At 61.2% G+C, this 17,015-nt stretch carries 21 protein-coding genes and 2 pseudogenes; 11 read left to right on the top strand and 12 right to left on the bottom strand.

The features are described 5' to 3' along the window. Positions 1–2 precede the first annotated feature (2 nt). From N7E02_RS17205 to infC, 8 genes are all read right to left on the bottom strand, one after another. Positions 3–278 carry a DUF2442 domain-containing protein gene (locus tag N7E02_RS17205; protein WP_286583515.1) on the bottom strand — a complete coding sequence of 92 codons (276 nt, stop codon included), beginning with the start codon at positions 276–278 and terminating at the stop codon, positions 3–5. Further along, entirely contained in the window at positions 259–483 is a 225-nt protein-coding gene (locus N7E02_RS17200; protein WP_286583514.1) for a DUF4160 domain-containing protein, read from the bottom strand. The genes N7E02_RS17205 and N7E02_RS17200 overlap by 20 nt, the downstream gene beginning before the upstream one ends. A gap of 17 nt (positions 484–500) precedes the next feature. After that, positions 501–779 (bottom strand): DUF2442 domain-containing protein, encoded by a 279-nt coding sequence (locus tag N7E02_RS17195; RefSeq protein ID WP_286583513.1) that lies wholly within the window; start codon positions 777–779, stop codon positions 501–503. Beyond that, the gene (locus N7E02_RS17190) at positions 763–996 is read right to left on the bottom strand and encodes a DUF4160 domain-containing protein (protein WP_286583512.1); all 234 of its coding nucleotides are present in this window, start codon (positions 994–996) and stop codon (positions 763–765) included. The genes N7E02_RS17195 and N7E02_RS17190 overlap by 17 nt, the downstream gene beginning before the upstream one ends. A gap of 4 nt (positions 997–1,000) precedes the next feature. Continuing rightward, positions 1,001–2,083, bottom strand: a complete 1,083-nt coding sequence (pheS, locus tag N7E02_RS17185; RefSeq protein ID WP_286583511.1) for a phenylalanine--tRNA ligase subunit alpha — start codon at positions 2,081–2,083, stop codon at positions 1,001–1,003. Between the two features lie 128 nt (positions 2,084–2,211). Continuing rightward, positions 2,212–2,616 carry a 50S ribosomal protein L20 gene (rplT, locus tag N7E02_RS17180; protein ID WP_092996035.1) on the bottom strand — a complete coding sequence of 135 codons (405 nt, stop codon included), beginning with the start codon at positions 2,614–2,616 and terminating at the stop codon, positions 2,212–2,214. Between the two features lie 40 nt (positions 2,617–2,656). Continuing rightward, positions 2,657–2,860 carry a 50S ribosomal protein L35 gene (gene rpmI, locus N7E02_RS17175; protein WP_046793986.1) on the bottom strand — a complete coding sequence of 68 codons (204 nt, stop codon included), beginning with the start codon at positions 2,858–2,860 and terminating at the stop codon, positions 2,657–2,659. Positions 2,861–3,061: 201 nt separating this feature from the next. After that, positions 3,062–3,598 carry a translation initiation factor IF-3 gene (infC, locus tag N7E02_RS17170; RefSeq protein ID WP_286583887.1) on the bottom strand — a complete coding sequence of 179 codons (537 nt, stop codon included), beginning with the start codon at positions 3,596–3,598 and terminating at the stop codon, positions 3,062–3,064. Positions 3,599–3,780: 182 nt separating this feature from the next. Between infC and N7E02_RS17165 the strand changes: the two genes are divergently transcribed. The 4 genes from N7E02_RS17165 to N7E02_RS17150 all read left to right on the top strand — a co-directional run bounded on the left by N7E02_RS17165 (position 3,781) and on the right by N7E02_RS17150 (position 7,029). After that, a complete protein-coding gene (locus N7E02_RS17165) occupies positions 3,781–4,596 on the top strand; it encodes an alpha/beta hydrolase (protein ID WP_286583508.1) in 816 nt (271 codons plus the stop codon). 120 nt (positions 4,597–4,716) lie between these two features. Next, complete coding sequence (locus tag N7E02_RS17160; protein WP_286583507.1) at positions 4,717–5,331, top strand: transglutaminase-like cysteine peptidase; 615 nt, start codon at positions 4,717–4,719, stop codon at positions 5,329–5,331. 136 nt (positions 5,332–5,467) lie between these two features. Further along, complete coding sequence (locus N7E02_RS17155) at positions 5,468–6,049, top strand: PDC sensor domain-containing protein (RefSeq protein WP_286583506.1); 582 nt, start codon at positions 5,468–5,470, stop codon at positions 6,047–6,049. Beyond that, entirely contained in the window at positions 6,046–7,029 is a 984-nt protein-coding gene (locus N7E02_RS17150; protein WP_286583504.1) for a sensor histidine kinase, read from the top strand. The genes N7E02_RS17155 and N7E02_RS17150 overlap by 4 nt, the downstream gene beginning before the upstream one ends. Positions 7,030–7,041: 12 nt before the next feature. On the opposite strand, the gene mbfA is transcribed toward N7E02_RS17150, so the two are convergent. Then, complete coding sequence (gene mbfA / locus N7E02_RS17145) at positions 7,042–8,025, bottom strand: iron exporter MbfA (protein WP_286583503.1); 984 nt, start codon at positions 8,023–8,025, stop codon at positions 7,042–7,044. A gap of 250 nt (positions 8,026–8,275) precedes the next feature. On the opposite strand from mbfA, the pseudogene N7E02_RS17140 reads away from it, so the two are divergent. The 4 genes and pseudogenes from N7E02_RS17140 (at position 8,276) to N7E02_RS17125 (ending at position 11,500) form a co-directional block, all read left to right on the top strand. Further along, positions 8,276–9,381, top strand: a pseudogene (locus N7E02_RS17140) (TRAP transporter substrate-binding protein). Between the two features lie 182 nt (positions 9,382–9,563). Then, entirely contained in the window at positions 9,564–10,679 is a 1,116-nt protein-coding gene (locus tag N7E02_RS17135) for a TRAP transporter substrate-binding protein (protein WP_286583502.1), read from the top strand. A gap of 319 nt (positions 10,680–10,998) precedes the next feature. Further along, positions 10,999–11,235, top strand: a complete 237-nt coding sequence (gene rpsU, locus N7E02_RS17130; RefSeq protein WP_286583501.1) for a 30S ribosomal protein S21 — start codon at positions 10,999–11,001, stop codon at positions 11,233–11,235. A 46-nt stretch (positions 11,236–11,281) separates the two neighbouring features. Further along, positions 11,282–11,500 (top strand): hypothetical protein, encoded by a 219-nt coding sequence (locus tag N7E02_RS17125; RefSeq protein WP_286583499.1) that lies wholly within the window; start codon positions 11,282–11,284, stop codon positions 11,498–11,500. 58 nt (positions 11,501–11,558) lie between these two features. Here the strand turns inward: N7E02_RS17125 and N7E02_RS17120 are convergent, their stop codons facing one another. After that, positions 11,559–12,773 carry an MFS transporter gene (locus N7E02_RS17120; protein ID WP_286583497.1) on the bottom strand — a complete coding sequence of 405 codons (1,215 nt, stop codon included), beginning with the start codon at positions 12,771–12,773 and terminating at the stop codon, positions 11,559–11,561. Positions 12,774–13,079: 306 nt separating this feature from the next. Next, on the bottom strand, positions 13,080–13,247 hold the full coding sequence (locus N7E02_RS17115; protein WP_286583495.1) for a hypothetical protein: 168 nt from the start codon (positions 13,245–13,247) through the stop codon (positions 13,080–13,082). A 156-nt stretch (positions 13,248–13,403) separates the two neighbouring features. Between N7E02_RS17115 and N7E02_RS17110 the strand changes: the two genes are divergently transcribed. From N7E02_RS17110 to N7E02_RS30070, 3 genes and pseudogenes are all read left to right on the top strand, one after another. After that, positions 13,404–14,024, top strand: a complete 621-nt coding sequence (locus tag N7E02_RS17110) for a TetR/AcrR family transcriptional regulator (protein ID WP_286583493.1) — start codon at positions 13,404–13,406, stop codon at positions 14,022–14,024. 32 nt (positions 14,025–14,056) lie between these two features. Beyond that, positions 14,057–15,280, top strand: a complete 1,224-nt coding sequence (locus tag N7E02_RS17105; protein ID WP_286583491.1) for an MFS transporter — start codon at positions 14,057–14,059, stop codon at positions 15,278–15,280. A 103-nt stretch (positions 15,281–15,383) separates the two neighbouring features. Continuing rightward, positions 15,384–16,450 (top strand): annotated as a pseudogene (locus tag N7E02_RS30070) (alpha/beta hydrolase family protein). 30 nt (positions 16,451–16,480) lie between these two features. On the opposite strand, the gene N7E02_RS17095 reads toward N7E02_RS30070, so the two are convergent. Next, on the bottom strand, positions 16,481–17,002 hold the full coding sequence (locus N7E02_RS17095) for a GNAT family N-acetyltransferase (RefSeq protein ID WP_286583489.1): 522 nt from the start codon (positions 17,000–17,002) through the stop codon (positions 16,481–16,483). Positions 17,003–17,015 lie beyond the last annotated feature (13 nt).

Raw genomic sequence — 17,015 nt, 5'->3', positions numbered from 1 at the left:
GCTCATGCCGCCTTTTCCGGAGCCTTGGCGCCCGGGGCTTTCACACCGAGAAACATGCTCTTGACCGAAATGCCTTCGTCGATCGCAGTCCACCAGATGCCCTCGTACATCAGTTCGATGTCATTGAGTGCGCGATCATCGAGTTTCGCAAGAAAAGGATACCACCAGAGAGGCGTGGCAATGACACGGCCATCGGCAAGCGCGACGTGAACCTCACCATCGTCGCACCAAGCCCTAACGGGTCGCATTTCGTCGGTTTCAAAGACCAAAGAAGTCATCCCAAGCGCCTATCCATTCATTTCGATGTTCGGCAGCAACCTCCAAGAGCCTGCCGATCTCCTGTTCGTTATAACCGTTGTTCCGCGCGACTTCCAAATTCTTCAACCAGACCTTCAGCGACCTGCCATCCTTGACGATATGCACGTGCGGCGGTTCACCAATGTCCAGCGCATAGAAGCGGAACTTGTATCCGTGCCAGATCAACAGAGTCGGCATTTATGTCATGCTGCCTTTTCCGGAGCCTTGGCGCCCGGCGCTTTCCAGCCGGCCAACATCCCGCGAACGGACAGATCCTCATCCACATCCGGCCAATGAACCCCGGCAAGCATGAGATGCACGTTGTTGCGTTGGGCGGGCGACGCATTTAGCAGGCGTGGATACCACCACAACGGCGTCGATACATGGCGCCCATCGGCGAGGCGCACATGCACATCATGCAGATCGCACCACGCCTCAATAGGGCGCTCAGCTTCGGGATATGGATCATGCGAAATAGTCATTCCATGCCTCCAACATCTGCTGCCTGTGCTCCTCGACCACGTCCAATATACGTCTAAGGTCTCTTTGGCTAAAGCCCCCGGCCTCAGCCAATCTTACCTCGTTTAACCAAACCTTCGCTTCTCCGCCGTTTCCATCCACATGGATGTGAGGCGGTTCATATTTCTCTCCGGAGTAGAAGTGAAAACGGAAACCGTATTTGCGAAGGACGGTTGGCATCGTTTTACTGGCTCAAGCCTCCAAACAGCGTTGGCATGTCGAGCGGGCGGAAGCCGTAGTGGTTCATCCAGCGGACATCGGCGTTGAAGAAGTCGCGCAGGTCCGGCATGCCGTATTTCAGCATGGCGATACGGTCCAGCCCCATGCCCCAGGCAAACCCCTGGTATTCGTCCGGATCGAGCCCACCGGAGCGCAGCACGTTCGGGTGGACCATGCCGCAGCCTAGGATTTCCATCCAGTCGGTGCCTTCGCCGAACTTCACGATCGGGCCGGAACGGTCGCACTGGATGTCGACCTCGAAGGAGGGCTCGGTGAAGGGGAAGAAGGACGGGCGAAAGCGCATCGTCACCGACGGCACTTCGAAGAAGGTCTTGCAGAACTCCTCTAGCACCCATCGCATGTTGGCGACATTGGACTTCTTGTCGATGACGAGGCCCTCGACCTGATGGAACATCGGCGAATGGGTGGCGTCCGAATCCTGACGGTAGGTCTTGCCCGGAATGACGATGCGGATCGGCGGATCCTGCGCTTCCATGGTGCGGACCTGAACCGGCGAAGTGTGGGTGCGCAGCACCTTGCGCTCACCCTTTTCATCCGCCTGGAAGAAGAAGGTGTCGTGCATCTCGCGGGCCGGGTGGCCTTCGGGAAAATTCAGCGCCGTGAAGTTATAGTAGTCGGTCTCGACATCCGGGCCTTCGGCGATCGAGAAACCCATGTCGGCGAAAACGGCGGTGATCTCGTCGATGATCTGGCTGATCGGATGGATACGACCGCGCTCGGCCGGCGAGGAGCGGACCGGCAGCGACACGTCGAGCGTCTCGGCCTTCAGGCGCGCGTCGATCGCGGCGTCCTTGAGGACAGTCTTGCGGGTGGTGATCGCCTCGGTGATCTCATTCTTCAGCGCATTGATCGCGGCACCGCGGGTCTGACGCTCTTCCGGCGACATGGCGCCGAGCGTCTTCAGAAGCTCGGACACGGAGCCCTTCTTGCCCATGGCGTTGACGCGAACGGCTTCAATTGCCGCCTCGTCACTGGCTGCGGCGATCTCCGCCAGAAGAGAGGTTTTCAGATTTTCCAGATCGGACATGGTGTCTTCCGTTTGATGATCGGAGAGATGTATTCGGGCGTCGTGACGGACAAATGGAAAACCCGCGCCAGCCCATGCCAGCGCGGGTTTCCCAAAATCGATAAGCTTACAAGCCTGGGAAGCGCTGGTTAACGAACCGCGCTTTCAAACTCGTTCTTGGTGCCTGCGTCCTTGAGGTAGGACAGAGCCTTCTTGGCGGCTTCGACGAGCGCGCCGAATGCTGCCGGCTCATGGATTGCCATGTCGGACAGAACCTTGCGGTCTACTTCGATGCCAGCCTTGTTGAGGCCGTCGATGAAGCGGCCGTAGGTCAGGCCGGATTCGCGGACGGCAGCGTTGATACGCTGGATCCACAGAGCGCGGAAGTTGCGCTTCTTGACGCGACGGTCGCGGGTCGCGAACTGACGCGAACGATCAACAGCGGCCTTAGCGGCGCGGATCGTGTTCTTGCGGCGGCCGTAGAAGCCCTTGGCTGCCTTGAGGGTCTTGGTGTGCTTGGCGCGGGAAGTTACGCCACGTTTTACGCGTGCCATGTCATGATCTCCTTAAACTGTTCCAGAAAGCCGATTAGTCTCAGAGACCGTTGGGCAGGTAGTTCTTGATGACCTTCTTGCCATCCGGCTCAGCGAGGATCATCGTGCCGCGTGCATCGCGGATGAACTTGTTGGAACGCTTGATCATGCCGTGGCGCTTGCCAGCGGCGGCTGCAACGACCTTACCGGTGGCGGTTACCTTGAACCGCTTCTTGGCAGCCGATTTCGTCTTCATCTTGGGCATTTTGCTACTCCATATATGTTGTATCGAAGCAAACTGACGAGGTCTGCTTCAAGCATTTAGAACGGCCACGGCATGCCCTGCCGGACCGTTCGGACGCGCGCTTATAACCGCAGTCGGTCAAAAGCGCAATGGGGAAATCCTCCTCAGAAAACCGGCCAGATGCCGGCAAACCGCCCGACACGCGGGCGGAAGGTGTGGCGCTTAACGCGGCGCCAGCACCATCATCATCTGACGGCCTTCGAGCTTCGGCTCGGCCTCGACCTTGGCGATCTCCAGGGTGTCTTCCTTGACCTGAAGCAGGAGCTTCATGCCGAGTTCCTGGTGCGCCATTTCGCGGCCGCGGAACTTGAGCGTCACCTTGACCTTGTCACCCTCTTCGAAGAAGCGGTTCATGGCCTTCATCTTCACGTCGTAATCGTGCGTGTCGATGTTCGGGCGCATCTTGATTTCTTTGACTTCGACGATCTTCTGCTTCTTGCGAGCTTCGGCCGCCTTCTTCTGGTTCGCGTATTTCAGCTTGCCGAGGTCGAGGATCTTGCACACCGGCGGATCATTGTTCGGCGAGATTTCTACCAGATCCAGTCCCGCTTCCTCGGCCATGCGAAGGGCCTGGTCGGTGGGTACTGCACCGAGATTCTGGCCTTCGGCATCGATAAGCTGGACCTTGGGAACGCGAATTTCCCGGTTGGAGCGCGGGCCTTCCTTGACGGGGGCATCGGCTTTGAATGGTCTGCGAATGGTCGTATTCTCCTAGATTGTTTCGGGCTCCGGCGACGACAAAATCTGCGCGCGGCCCGGGGCCGAGCGGAATGTCGTGATCGCCGAGGCGAAGTCAATAGCATATCGACGCGAAAAAATCACCTCCTGACAACTGGTTTATATCTGATTTATAGCTCCAGCAGTTTGCAGGAGTGAAGTTCATGACCCAGGTCACAGCCCCGAACCCCACCACCATCACCATCGGAACCGGTTCCGACAGCCGCGAGATCGCCATTCTTCACCGGCCGGCCACGACGCGCCCGGACAAGCCGGCATTCGTCTGGCTCGGCGGCTATCGTTCCGACATGACCGGCACCAAGGCCGTTGCGCTCGATGCTCTGGCGGAAAGCCATGGCGTTGCCTGCATCCGCTTCGACTATTCCGGCCACGGCGCCTCGGGCGGCGAATTCCGTGACGGAACGATCTCGCGCTGGCTGGAGGAATCGATCGCGGTTCTCGCGGCATTGAAGCCGGAGAAGGTGGTGCTCGTCGGCTCCTCCATGGGCGGATGGATTGCGCTGCGACTGGTGCAGGAGCTGAAGAAACGCACTACGGGACCTGCGGTAGAAGGCATGGTGCTGATCGCGCCGGCACCGGATTTCACCGCCGAACTGATCGAACCCCACCTGACCGACACGGAGCGCCAGTCGCTTCAGGAGCGCGGCTATTTCGAGGAATTTTCGGAATACAGCCCGGAGCCGAACATCTACACGCGTGATCTGATGGAAGACGGAAAGCGCAACAGCGTGATGACCGGGATCATCGAAACCGGCTGCCCGGTCCATATCCTGCAGGGCATGGCCGATCCGGACGTGCCGTACAGCCACGCGCTCAAACTCGTGGAATTCCTGCCCGCCGACGACGTGGTTCTGACGCTGATCCGAGATGGCGATCACCGCCTGTCGCGCCCACAGGACCTGGAGAAAATGGAGGCGGCGGTCGCCGGCTTAATTATCGATGATCAAAAACTGGGCTGAGACACAAATGCCGCAGTCTTAACCATATTCGTAAAGACCTCCAGATTAACAAAAGCTGAACAATTGACTTACCCACCCGTCCCCTCTTAACTTTTCGTTAGGAATTTAAGGGACGGGTCCATGAATGTAGCCCTGATGGCACGGCGTGCAGCCGTGATCCTCGCAGCTGTGCTTGCGCCTGTTAGCGTGGCGATACCGGCACCGCAGGCAGCAACGTCGATGATGACGGGTGCCGTGACATCACAGCCGATAGGCCATTACGAGTTCTGCCAGCGCCTGCCGGTCGAATGCAATGTAAAGAGCCGTTCCGCACCGGCAGCCCGCCTCGACGAAAAGGCATGGCAGGCCGTTCGCGACGTCAACCGCGCCGTCAATGCCCGCTATATCGCCAAGACCGATATTGAAGCCTATGGCCGCGAAGAGTTCTGGACCTACCCGACCGTGTTCGCCGATTGCGAGGACTATGCGCTTGAGAAGCGCAAGGAACTCGCCGCTCTCGGCTTTGCCCTGTCCGACCTCCTGATCACCGTCGTCCGCAAGCCGGATGGCGAAGGCCATGCGGTGCTGACGCTGCGCACGACGGAAGGCGACTTCATTCTCGACAACCTCGATAACGAGGTGATGGTCTGGTATGAAACGCCCTACACGTTCCTGAAGCGCCAGGCGACCTTCAACACAGGCCGCTGGGTCACGATCGAGAACGGCCGCGACGTTCTGGTCGGCGCCCTTCGCTGACATAGGCCCAATTTGTTAAGCATAGAACCCGCCCTGCTTGCAGCGGCGGGCTCTTCTCTCTACTCTCCCGCGAGTCAAAAAAGACATTATCCCCATAAGCCTTTAGGTCTATGGGCCGCAAAGATCGGTTACAGGCTTGATACGTCCCCCGATACGCCCGCACGGGACCGCCCGACCGTCGCTTCCCCTATGGCTGGCCGGCGTGCTGGTTGCCGCCGTGCTCTGCGTCGGGGCGTTTACCGTCTTTGAGAATTACAACAGTGCGATCCGGGAGGGCGAGGCCCGCGCCGTCTCCTCCGCCCATGTCGTCGCGGCCCATATGGAATGGATGATGGAGGCGAGCGACCTTGCGTTGCGCCGCATCGAAGTCGCCATTGGCGGGCGGCCGATCGACAGTTCCGCTGACCTGATCACCGACCTGGAACGGGCGGTCGGCGAGCTTCCGGCCGGCTTCCAATATGCGCTTCTCGATCAGGACGGGCAGATGCGCTATTCGAGTGCTGCCGATTCCAGCCTGCCCGATCATGGCGAGCGAGCCTATTTCCGCCGGCTCAAGGAAGGGCAGGAGCCCTCACCTTCAGCCGCCTGCTCGACAACGAGCGCGCCGGAAAGCCCTCCTTCATCATCGCCCGGCGGATCAGCAACGGTCCCGAATTCAGCGGCGTCGCCTCGATCACCATCCCGAACGACAATCTCGACCGTTTCTGGGCCTCGATGAATCTCGGTCCGAACTCGACGATCTCCGTCATCCGCGACGATGGCTGGCTGATCGCGCGGCGCCCGCCGGCGATGCAGCCGGTCGACCTCAGCAAGACCGAGTGGTATCCGCTGACCCGCGAGAAATCGACCGGATTCTACCACAACCCGGTATCGCAGATCGACGGCTTCTCCCGCATCGTCGCCTTCTGGAAGGTGCCGGACTGGCCGCTGATCGCGCTTGCGGCGATCGAGCGGCAGGAAGTGCTGGACCAGTTCTGGAGCAATCTCTTCTCCGATGCCCTACTTGTCGTGCCGCTGATGGCGATCCTCGTCGGGGCGTCCTTCTGGATCTATGTGCTGCTCTACAAGACCGCGACGCGCAACGACGAACTGGAGCAGGCGCTGGAACGAAACCGCTTCCTGCTGCGCGAAATCCATCATCGGGTGAAGAACAATCTGCAGGCCGTTCTGGCGCTTCTGCGGCTGCAGAAGCTACCGGTCGAAGCGCGGGAGGATATGTCGCGGCGCATCGGCGCGATGATTGCCGTCCACGAGCAGATCTATACGACCGACCAGTTCGAGGAGGTCGAGGTGGCGCCCTATGCGACGCGGCTGATCTCCGACATCGCCTCCGGCTACGACATGCCGGTGGAGCTCGATCTCGACCTCGAGCCGATCGCACTCGACCGCGAACAGGCGCTGCCGCTCGGCATGATTATCAACGAGGTCGTGTCCAACGCCTTCAAATACGCCTTTGACGGTCGCAACGCCGGCAAGCTGACCGTCCACCTCCGACGCGAGGAAAACCAGCTTCGGCTGACCATCCGTGACGACGGGCCTGGTGTCGCCGAGGATGCCCGCACCAATGGCATGGGCACCAAGCTGATCACCAGCTTCGTGCGCCAGCTCGGCGGGCAGTCGTCGATGGAGAACGACGGTGGCGCCGTCTTCACATTGACCGCGCCGCTTGGCGATGTCGCCGAGAAGGACGCCGCCTGAGCGTCCTTTGCCTTACGCGTTGCCGATGAAGATGCCGGCCGCCAGTACCAGTGAACCGCCGAAGACGACCTGGAAGACCGCCCGCATGAACGGGGTTTCCATGTAGCGGTTCTGGATGAAGGCGATCGCCCAGAGTTCGAAGAAGACCACGATCGCCGCTACGATCGTCGCCGTCCAGAAGTGCGGGATGAGATAGGGCAGCGCATGGCCGAGACCGCCGAGCGCCGTCATGATGCCCGAGGCGAGGCCACGCTTGATCGGTGAGCCGCGACCGGAAATTTTGCCGTCGTCATGAGCCGCCTCGGTAAAGCCCATCGAAATGCCGGCACCGACCGAAGCCGACAGGCCGATCAGGAAGGTGGACCACGTATCACCCGTCGCGAAGGCTGCCGCGAAGATCGGTGCCAGGGTCGAGACCGAGCCGTCCATCAATCCGGCAAGGCCCGGTTGAACATAAGTGAGGATGAACTGGCGGCGCGCGCCTTCATCCTCCTCGCTGCGGGTCTCGTCGGAGACGTGCTTCTCGGCCAGCATGCGGGCAATGTCCTCATGCCCCTCTTCGGCCAGCGCCAGATCGCCGAGCAGCTTGCGGGTAGAAGCGTCGGAAACGCGTTTCGTCGCCTCGCGATAGAAGCGTGCCGCCTGCTCCTCCATCGCCTCGGCCTCCGCCCTCACCGTATCGAGGGCCAAATTCTTGCGCAGCCAGGTCGGCTTGCGGGTGTAGAAGCCCTGAACATGCTCGCGCCGGATCAGCGGGATGCGCTCGCCGAAACGCGACCGGAACATCTCGATCAGCATGTTCTTGTGAGTCTGCTCGACCTCGGCCATGTCCTCGAAGACTTGCGCGGAAGCCGGATACTCGTCCTTCAACCCATCCGCATAGCCGAGATAGATGCGCGCATCCTCTTCTTCGGATGCGATGGCAAGGGCGAGGATTTCCGGTTCGGACAGGCTATCGAACGGCCGGCGGGAGGACGGCAGGATGCGGCTCAACATGAATGACTCCACTTAGAATAATTCTAAACTAAGCCGATCGAGCGGATATTTCAACCATCCTGTATTGAGCGAGGTCGCCATCGTTCTGATCATTCAGAGGCTATGCCTGCCGCGCAACTTCCCGAAAGAATTTCGCCCGGTGAAGTAATATATGAGAATTTCTACTTGCTCCCGAAGAAACAAACAGCTTATGAGCAAATCCGATGCGCCGGGATGGGGCGCACGCATTCATGGGGAGGCATTTTATTTCATGAACCGCAGACATTTCTTCCGCCAAGCCGCGACTGCAGGTGTCGGCGCCGCCGCCGCAACAGCTCTGGCTGCACCGGCAATTGCCCAGGAAAGCCCGAAGCTCACCTGGCGCATGACCTCGTCCTTCACCAAGAATACCGATATTCTCTGGTCGGCGAGCACGGACATCGCCCAGAGCGTCAAGGAAGCCTCCGACGGAAATTTCACCATCAACACCTTTGCGGCCGGTGAAATCGTGCCCGGCCTGCAGGCTGCCGATGCCGTGTCCAACGGCACGGTCGAAATGGCCCACACCTGCTCCTACTACTATATCGGCAAGGATCCGACCTTCGCGCTCGGCACAGCCGTTCCTTCGGCCTCAATGCCCGCCAGACCAATTCCTGGTTCACGATCGGCGGCGGCAACGACCTGCTCAACGAATTCCTCGCCGGCCACGGCCTTTACGCCCTGCCTGCCGGCAATACCGGCGCGCAGATGGGCGGCTGGTACCGCCGCGAGATCAACACGGTCGCCGACCTCAACGGCCTCAAGATGCGCATTGCAGGCCTTGCCGGCCAGGTGATGCAGAAGCTCGGCGTGACCCCGCAGCAGATCGCCGGCGGCGATGTCTATGCAGCGCTCGAAAAGGGCACGATCGACGCCACCGAATTCGTCGGTCCCTATGACGACCAGAAGCTCGGCTTCGTCAAGGTCGCCAAATATTACTATTACCCGGCATGGTGGGAAGGCGGCCCAGCCGTCCACGCCTTCTTCAACCTGGAAAAATTCAACGCCCTGCCGAAGAGCTACCAGCGCATGCTCAAGGATGCCTGCGCCAACGCCAACCAGAACATGCTGGCCCGCTACGACGCGCATAACGCCAAGGCGCTGCGCCAGCTCGTCTCCGAAGGCGCGGTGCTGAAGCCGTTCACGTCGGAAATCCTGGAAGCCAGCTACAAGGCCGCCCAGGAAGTCTATGCCGACATCAACGGCAAGAATGCTGCCTTCAAGAAGATCTACGACAGCCAGCAGGCCTTCAAGAAGGACGGCTATCTGTGGAACCAGATCGCAGAATACAGCTACGACACCTTCATGATGACGCAGCAGCGCAAGGGCACGCTGTGATATCTGAATACGGTCTTTTCTGACTGCGAAGCCCGGACATCGCTCCGGGCTTCGTGTTTTTAAGCCTTTGGCGGTAAATCCCTATTTTCAACGGGGTTTCGGCTTGTTCTCGCCAAACCTATGCGATTAACAGACGGCCATAATCTCAAAGGCTTTTCACCACGCACGGGAGGAAGACATCCATGGATCGCAGGCACTTCATCAAGCGGGCGACGACGGCCGGCATCGGCGCCGCGGCATCGACCGCGCTTGTTGCCCCCTTGGCGGCTCCCGCGATCGCTCAGGAGAACCCGAAGATCACCTGGCGGATGACCTCGTCCTTCCCGAAAAGCCTCGACATCATCTTCGGCGCCGGCAACGAACTGGCGCAGATCGTCCGTGATGCGACCGACGGCAATTTCAACATCCAGACCTATGCCGCCGGCGAGCTCGTGCCCGGCCTGCAGGCCGCCGATGCAGTGGCCAACGGCACGGTCGAAATGGCCCATACCTGCTCCTATTACTATATCGGCCAGGACCCGGCCTTTGCGCTCGGCACCGCCATTCCCTTCGGGCTCAATGCCCGCATGACCAATGCCTGGTTCGAAAACGGCGGCAACGACCTGATCAACGAATTTCTGGCGCCGCGCGGCCTTTATGCGCTGCCGGCCGGCAATAGCGGCACGCAGATGGGCGGCTGGTTCCGCAAGGAAATCGTCACGATCGACGACCTCAAGGGCCTCAAGATGCGCATTGCCGGTCTCGCCGGACAGGTTCTCTCGAAGGTCGGCGTCACACCGCAGCAGATCGCCGGCGGCGACGTCTATGCGGCGCTCGAAAAGGGCACGATCGACGCCACGGAATTCGTCGGCCCCTATGACGACCAGAAGCTCGGCTTCGTCAAGGTCGCCAAGTATTATTACTACCCGGCATGGTGGGAAGGCGGCCCGGCCATGCATGCCTTCTTCAATCTGGAAAAGTTCAACGCCCTGCCGAAAGGCTACCAGGCGATCCTGAAGGCCGCCTGTGCCGCTGCCAATACGAGCATGCTTGCCAATTACGATGCGCAGAACGCCACCGCACTGCGCAGGCTCGTCGCCGAAGGCGCGGTCCTGAAGCCGTTCAGCCGCGATATCATGGAAACCTGCTTCAAGGCGGCGATGGAAGTCTATGCGGATCTCTCCGAGAAGAGCCCGGCCTTCAAGAAGATCTACGACCACCAGCAGGCCTTCAAGAAGGACGCCTATCTCTGGTCCCAGGTGGCGGAATACAGCTACGACACGTTCATGATGATGCAGCAGCGCAACGGCGCACTCTGACCATCCTCTCTTTTACGAATAAAGCCCGGCGCACCTCGCCGGGCTTTATTCGTTTCGCTTACCTATTCCCGTCGCGGAGGAATTAATTCCGCTATTTCATTGATATTTCCGGGCGGCACCCCATATTAGCTTCAACGAGATTTCAACGGGCCGCTGCGCCGATCTTCGGCGCATCTTCAGCCGGCATCGTTGAATACCACTCGCTTCTCCTGACCGCGGATGTACCGGCAGTGAGAACAAGCGAGTGGTCCCGGAAAGGTCGGGTCAGCCCGGCCTTTTTGTTTTTCACCGGGCCGTTTCAGACCGGAAAGGATATATTTTGCAGGTAATCGTCAGGGACAACAATGTCGATCAGGCCCTTCGGGCGCTGAAGAAGAAACTGCAGCGCGAAGGCGTGTTCCGTGAAATGAAGGCGCGCAGCGCCTATGAAAAGCCGTCCGAGAAGCGCGTCCGCGAAAAGGCCGAGGCCGTTCGCCGCATCCGCAAGCTCGCACGCAAGAAGATGCAGCGCGAGGGCCTTCTGCCCGCGCCGAAAAAGGCCGCCCGCACGCGCTGACGCTTAATTCCCTATTGTCCGCCAAGCCTTCAGGAAGGAAGAGATCATGACCGCCATCAAGGAAGAACTCGCTACTCCCGTCAAGCTTTCCTCTCGGGAAAAGGCTGCGGTGACGGACGAGACCGCGCGCGCCATCATCGCTGCCGAGGTCAATTCACGCGAGGAAAAGACCGAAAGGCTGAGGCTGCTTCGTCTCCAGCGCGAGGCGGCAGAAGCGGAAAGCGCACCTCCAAAGCGCAAGGCGCGCAATCCGAAGGATCACTGATCCTCATCCCAAAAGGCCCGGCAATGCCGGGCCTTTTGCTTTTTCGGCACCTTGGTCGTCAGCCCTGGGCGGGCTGCAGCTTCCGGTCCTCACGGCCCGGCAGAGGCGGGAAGGCAAGCGCGATCACCACCGCAGCGAGGCCGACCAGCGCCGAGCCCCAGAACAGCCAGTTGTAATTGTTGAAGGCATCGAAGGCCCAGCCGCCGGCGAGCGGTCCGAAGGCCATGCCGATGCTCGACAGCATCGAAGCGGCGCCAAGCACAGTGCCGAGGATCTTCGCGCCGAAATATTCCCGCGCCAGCACCGCATAGAGCGGCATGACGCCGCCATAGGTGCCACCGAAGATGATTGCCAGCAGGTAGAAATGGGTGAGATCGGTCGCCAGCGTATAGGCGGCGATGACAAGCGCCTGGATCAGCAGCCCCGCCATCAACACGGGCTTCACGCCCAGCCGGTCGGCAAGCACCCCGTAAACGATGCGCCCGCCAAGACCCGCCGCGCCCTCGACGCTGTAGATCGACACGGCCGCCATCGGCGTGACGCCGCAGAACATGGCATAGCTCACCATATGAAAAATCGGCCCGGAATGGGCGGTGCAGCAGGCAAAGAAGGTGAAGGCGAGCGCCAGGAATTGCGGCGAACGGAACACCTTGCCGAGCGGCATGCCGGCGCCTTCAGCCTGCGGACCATCGGCGACCTCAGCCTCCGCCGGCGGATTGCGCACCAGAAGCACGGTCGGCAGAAGGATCACCCAGGCGCCGATGCCGATGACCAGCATGGCGGTGCGCCAATCGCCGAATTCGGTGATCAGCAGGCGCGCCAGGGGCGAGATCGTCATCGGCGCCATGCCCATGCCGGCCGAGACGAGCGAGACGGCAAGGCTTCGCTGCGTATCGAACCATCGCATGGTGAGCGAGATCATCGGCGCCATGAAGGCACTGGCGGAGAGGCCGACAAGGCAGCCATAGGTGAACTGGAATGCAAGCAGGCTCTCGACCCGGCTTGCCAGAACCAGCGACAGCCCGGCCAGCAGCGACCCGATCAACACGACGATCCGCGTGCCGTAACGATCGCTCGCAGCACCCCAGAGAAAACTCCCGAGGCCCATGACGATAAAGTTCACCGTCATCGCGCTCGAAATCGCCGCATGGGACCAGCCGGTCTGGCGCGCGATCGGCTCCAGAAACACCGCAAGCGAGAACATCACCCCAACCGCCACGCAGCCCATCAGGCCGCCGGCAAACACGATCACCCAACGATAGCTGCTGCCCATTTTCTGCCTCCCGTTTCGCCATCTTCAAGGCGAGCGATCTCGCCACGATACACCAAGGACGGGTGAGCGGCAGGGCTGCCGACAGGGGACGAGATAATTTTTGAAGCAGCTTGCTATGGTCGCAGCGCCGCCACCTCCTCCTCCGTCATGCTCGGCCTTGTGCCGAGCATCTGCTACGTCTCGGCCGCTGCAACATCGGTAGATCCTCGGGACAAGCCCGAGGATGACGACCTTGGGGAGCAAGGGCCATCCAACGAAAAGGCCCCGCACGCGGCGGGGCCCTTCGAAACTCAATGAGACATGACGTCAACTACCGCTATTGGTCCGGTTGCTGCCGACGTTGTGGTTCATCGACGACGTCTTACCGTCCGGGTTCTGGCCGTAATAGGTACCACCCAAGTGGCCGCCGGCACTGGTGTTTTCCACCTGGCGCTTGGCGCGTTTTACGGCTGTCTGTACGTCACTTTTACTCATATCTGTCCTCCAGCTTTAAGGTTGGTGACACTGGTCCAACCCTTCACATCCAGAACTGTTCCGAATTTTTCTGGCCTTTTGCGCCTCGCCCCCGCTTGACCGGCACCATCATGCGGCCTATTTGGAAACGATCATTTCCAAATTGAGTTTACGCCTATGAGCCTTGGCATCGATATCGGCACGACTGCCCGTTCCGCCGGCCGCCCGCGCGAATTTGACATAGACACCGCGCTCGACAAGGCGATCTCGGTCTTCACCGAACGCGGCTATCACGGCACCTCGATCTCGGACCTGCGCGACGCGATGGGGCTGACAGCCGGGAGTTTGTACAAGGCCTTCAAGGACAAGCGTGCCATCTTCCTTGCTGCCTTCGACCGCTACAAGCAGGTGCGCAACGCCGCACTCGACGAGGAGCTGGCGAGGGCATCGGACGGGCGCGACGCCGTCTATCGCATGCTTTGCTTCTATGCCGAGAACGCCCATGGAAAATCGGGCCGCCACGGTTGCATGGCGGTCGGCGTCGCGGTCGAAATGGCGGTGTTCGACGACGAGGCCGCAGCCAGGGTCGGACGCTCCATGGATCGCTTCGAAGAGACGTTCGAAGCGCTGATCCGTCGCGGGCAGGAGGATGGTTCGGTCAGCCGATCGATCGAACCGAAAGCGACGGCGCGGCTTTATCTTTCCGTCGTGCAGGGCCTTCGCGTGCTCGGCAAGACGAGTCCCAGTCGGGAGGAGACCTTTTCCGTGGTCGATGTGGCGATGAAGCTGCTCGACTGAACCCATTTCCATTGCATGCAAGGACACCCTCCATGACCAGCCCGTCCGTAGCGCTCGATGCGCCGGCAAGACATTCGCAGATGAGCGCCGCGCTCACCTTCATCATGGCCGCAGCCTGCGGCCTGATCGTCGCCAATCTCTATTATGCCCAGCCTCTGGCCGGCCCGATCGCCGCCGCCATCGGCCTGCCCCCGCACCTGACCGGACTCATCGTCACGCTCACCCAGATCGGCTACGGCATCGGCCTGCTGTTCATCGTGCCGCTTGGCGATCTCGTGGAAAACCGCCGGCTGATCATCACCATGATCGGCGCCGCCACGATCGCGCTGATCGCCGCCGGCCTTTCCACGGCCGCCATTCCCTTTCTTCTCGCCTCGCTGGCAATAGGCCTTGCCTCCAGCGCCGTGCAGATGATCGTGCCCTTTGCCGCAAGCCTCGCGCCCGAGGAGCATCGCGGCCGGGTGGTCGGCAACGTCGTCAGCGGCCTGATGATCGGCATCATGATGGCGCGACCGGTCGCAAGCTTCGTCACCGGCCTCTCCTCCTGGCATACGATCTTCTACCTGTCGGCCGCGGTGATGATCGCTCTCGGCTTCATCCTCGCCACCCGCCTGCCGAAGCGCGTACCCCATACGAAAATGTCCTATGGCGGCCTGATCGCCTCGCTCGGCACGCTCTATGCCACGCAGCCGGTGCTGCGCCGCCGCTCCTTCTACCAGTTCTGCCAGTTCGCCGCCTTCAGCCTGTTCTGGACGGTGACGCCGCTCGTGCTCGCCGGACCGGCCTTCCACCTGAGCCAGGCGGGCATCGCCATCTTCGCGCTGGTCGGTGTTGCCGGCGCCATCGCCTCGCCGATCGCCGGACGCCTGGCCGACCGTGATCTCGGCAAGCCGGCCACGGCGCTCGGCATCCTCTCCGTCGCGATCGCCTTCCTGATCACCCATATCGCCCCGGAAGGCTCGACCGTTGCCCTGCTGCTTCTCGGATTTGCCGCCGTGCTCCTGGATTTCGGCGTAGCGATGACGCTCGTCATCAGCCAGCGGGCGATCTATTCGCTCGGCGCCGAGCTTCGCTCGCGGCTGAACGGCCTGTTCATGGCGACTTTCTTCGTGGGCGGCGCGCTCGGCTCGGCTGTCGGCGCCTGGGCCTTTGCGGAAGGCGGCTGGCTCTTCGCCTCCACCATCGGCATCGCGCTGCCGGTCGTCGCACTCGCCTATTTCCTCGGCGAGCGGAAGCCCCGCCGGCACAAGGCCTGACAAAACCCTGCCAATAATTAAACGACCTCGATTGCGTTCGAGGTCGTTTATCCTTTCAGCCTCTCTCATGGTCGCAGCCGTTCTCCAACAAGGCGAGGCTCCCATGAAACTGACAGTCCCTATCTTTGCCCTGGCGCTCTGCGCCTCGGCGGTCACAGCCCCTGCCGCCGATCCCATCGGTGTGCGCAAGATCAGCGTCGTCACCCAGGATTATCCGAGGCCGCTGGCCGTCACCGTCTGGTACCCGGCGAAGGCGGGTGGCGAACAGATCCCCGCCGACGACAATCCTATCTTCGAAAGCTCTTCCGCGCAGAAAGATGCAGCCGTTGCGAACGGTCGTTTTCCGCTCGTGCTCCTTTCACACGGCTCCGGTTCACGAGTTGACGGCATGGCGTGGATTGCCGTGAAACTCGCGGAGGCCGGCTTCATCGTCGCCGGCCCCAACCACCCAGGCACAACCAGCGGCGATTCCACGCCCGCCGCCACGCCTAAGATCTGGGAGCGTGCCCAAGATATCTCGAAGACCATAACGGCTCTGTCCGAAAGTTCTCGGTGGGGGCAGCAATCAATCCGGCTCGCATAGGTCTTCTGGGCTTCTCGCTCGGCGGCTCCACGGCGATGGAACTTGCCGGTGCTCGCGGCTATCTTCCTGCCTATGTCCGTTACTGCGACAAAAACCCCGAGATGATGGATTGCAGCTGGTTTGCCGGCGGCCATGGTTATGCGGCCGGTGAACGGGTGGATGTCGAACCGTTGCAGCTTTCAGGCATCGACAAGACCCGCTTCGAGCAGCAGAACCGTGACGCACGCATCGTCTCCGTCGTCGCGGTGGATCCCGGCCTTGCCACCACGTTTCAAAAGGACAGCGTGGCGGCGATCGACGTGCCGGTCACGCTGATCAATCTCGGTGGTCCGGGGCAAATCCCGCTCGGTGTGCGCTCCGACCGGTTGGCGACAGCGATACCCGGGGCGTCCTATGCGCAGGTTGACGGCGCGGATCACTTCAGCTTCCTGCCAGTCTGCAAGCCGGCTGCCCCGGCATTCTTGAAGTCGGTCGGCGAGGTGGATCCGATCTGCGATGAGACGGCACGTCCCCGCACGGATATTCACGCGGAACTCAGCCGGCTGATTGTCGACGCCTTCAGGAAAACGCTGCAGGCAGACAATTGATTGACGAACGAGGCGGGCTGCCCGCCTTGCTCATCCAATCCGCTTGTAGAACAGCGTCGTGCCACAGAGACCACCCTGCGGCCAGAGCGCGTAATCGGGAATAACGCCGACGCGCTCCCAGCCGAGGCGCGGGTAGATGCCTTCCGCATCGCTGCCGGTCGCGGTATCCAGCACCAGCAGCGTGCGACCGCGGCCGGCCGCCTCTTTCTCCACCGCTTCCGTCAGCTTGCGCGACAGGCCGAGACCGCGGGCGGAACTGTGGACCATCAGCTTCATCAGATCGCCGCGATGGGGCTGGTTCGGCTTCGACGCGAGCCCAATCTGCACCGTGCCGACGATGCGACCATCGACCTCCGCCACGCCGAGAATGATGCCGCCCTTCTCCACCTGGCCGGCTATATCCTGCCAGTAGGCCACCCCATCCTTCGGCTCGAAGGGCAGCATGAAACCGAGCGACGAACCGCCATTGATGCAGTCGGACAGGACTTCGCAGAGATCCGGAATGGCGGCGCGCGCGCCTGTCGCGTCGAGAATGCGGATGATGGCGGTCATGCGGGGTTCCCTT

The sequence above is a fragment of the Terrirhizobium terrae genome, assembly GCF_030323265.1.
Classification (GTDB): Bacteria; Pseudomonadota; Alphaproteobacteria; order Rhizobiales; family Rhizobiaceae; genus Neorhizobium.
Note: the sequence above shows the minus strand (reverse complement) of the source record. Positions and strands in the feature narration are given on the sequence as shown.

Bases quoted from the DNA above. Each gene is read 5' to 3' on its own strand.
- N7E02_RS17205 (WP_286583515.1), bottom strand. From the start codon at position 278: ATGACTTCTTTGGTCTTTGAAACCGACGAAATGCGACCCGTTAGGGCT.
- N7E02_RS17195 (WP_286583513.1), bottom strand. From the start codon at position 779: ATGACTATTTCGCATGATCCATATCCCGAAGCTGAGCGCCCTATTGAG.
- N7E02_RS17190 (WP_286583512.1), bottom strand. From the start codon at position 996: ATGCCAACCGTCCTTCGCAAATACGGTTTCCGTTTTCACTTCTACTCC.
- pheS (WP_286583511.1), bottom strand. From the start codon at position 2,083: ATGTCCGATCTGGAAAATCTGAAAACCTCTCTTCTGGCGGAGATCGCC.
- rplT (WP_092996035.1), bottom strand. From the start codon at position 2,616: ATGGCACGCGTAAAACGTGGCGTAACTTCCCGCGCCAAGCACACCAAG.
- rpmI (WP_046793986.1), bottom strand. From the start codon at position 2,860: ATGCCCAAGATGAAGACGAAATCGGCTGCCAAGAAGCGGTTCAAGGTA.
- N7E02_RS17165 (WP_286583508.1), top strand. From the start codon at position 3,781: ATGACCCAGGTCACAGCCCCGAACCCCACCACCATCACCATCGGAACC.
- N7E02_RS17160 (WP_286583507.1), top strand. From the start codon at position 4,717: ATGAATGTAGCCCTGATGGCACGGCGTGCAGCCGTGATCCTCGCAGCT.
- N7E02_RS17150 (WP_286583504.1), top strand. From the start codon at position 6,046: ATGAATCTCGGTCCGAACTCGACGATCTCCGTCATCCGCGACGATGGC.
- mbfA (WP_286583503.1), bottom strand. From the start codon at position 8,025: ATGTTGAGCCGCATCCTGCCGTCCTCCCGCCGGCCGTTCGATAGCCTG.
- N7E02_RS17135 (WP_286583502.1), top strand. From the start codon at position 9,564: ATGGATCGCAGGCACTTCATCAAGCGGGCGACGACGGCCGGCATCGGC.
- N7E02_RS17125 (WP_286583499.1), top strand. From the start codon at position 11,282: ATGACCGCCATCAAGGAAGAACTCGCTACTCCCGTCAAGCTTTCCTCT.
- N7E02_RS17120 (WP_286583497.1), bottom strand. From the start codon at position 12,773: ATGGGCAGCAGCTATCGTTGGGTGATCGTGTTTGCCGGCGGCCTGATG.
- N7E02_RS17115 (WP_286583495.1), bottom strand. From the start codon at position 13,247: ATGAGTAAAAGTGACGTACAGACAGCCGTAAAACGCGCCAAGCGCCAG.
- N7E02_RS17110 (WP_286583493.1), top strand. From the start codon at position 13,404: ATGAGCCTTGGCATCGATATCGGCACGACTGCCCGTTCCGCCGGCCGC.
- N7E02_RS17105 (WP_286583491.1), top strand. From the start codon at position 14,057: ATGACCAGCCCGTCCGTAGCGCTCGATGCGCCGGCAAGACATTCGCAG.
- N7E02_RS17095 (WP_286583489.1), bottom strand. From the start codon at position 17,002: ATGACCGCCATCATCCGCATTCTCGACGCGACAGGCGCGCGCGCCGCC.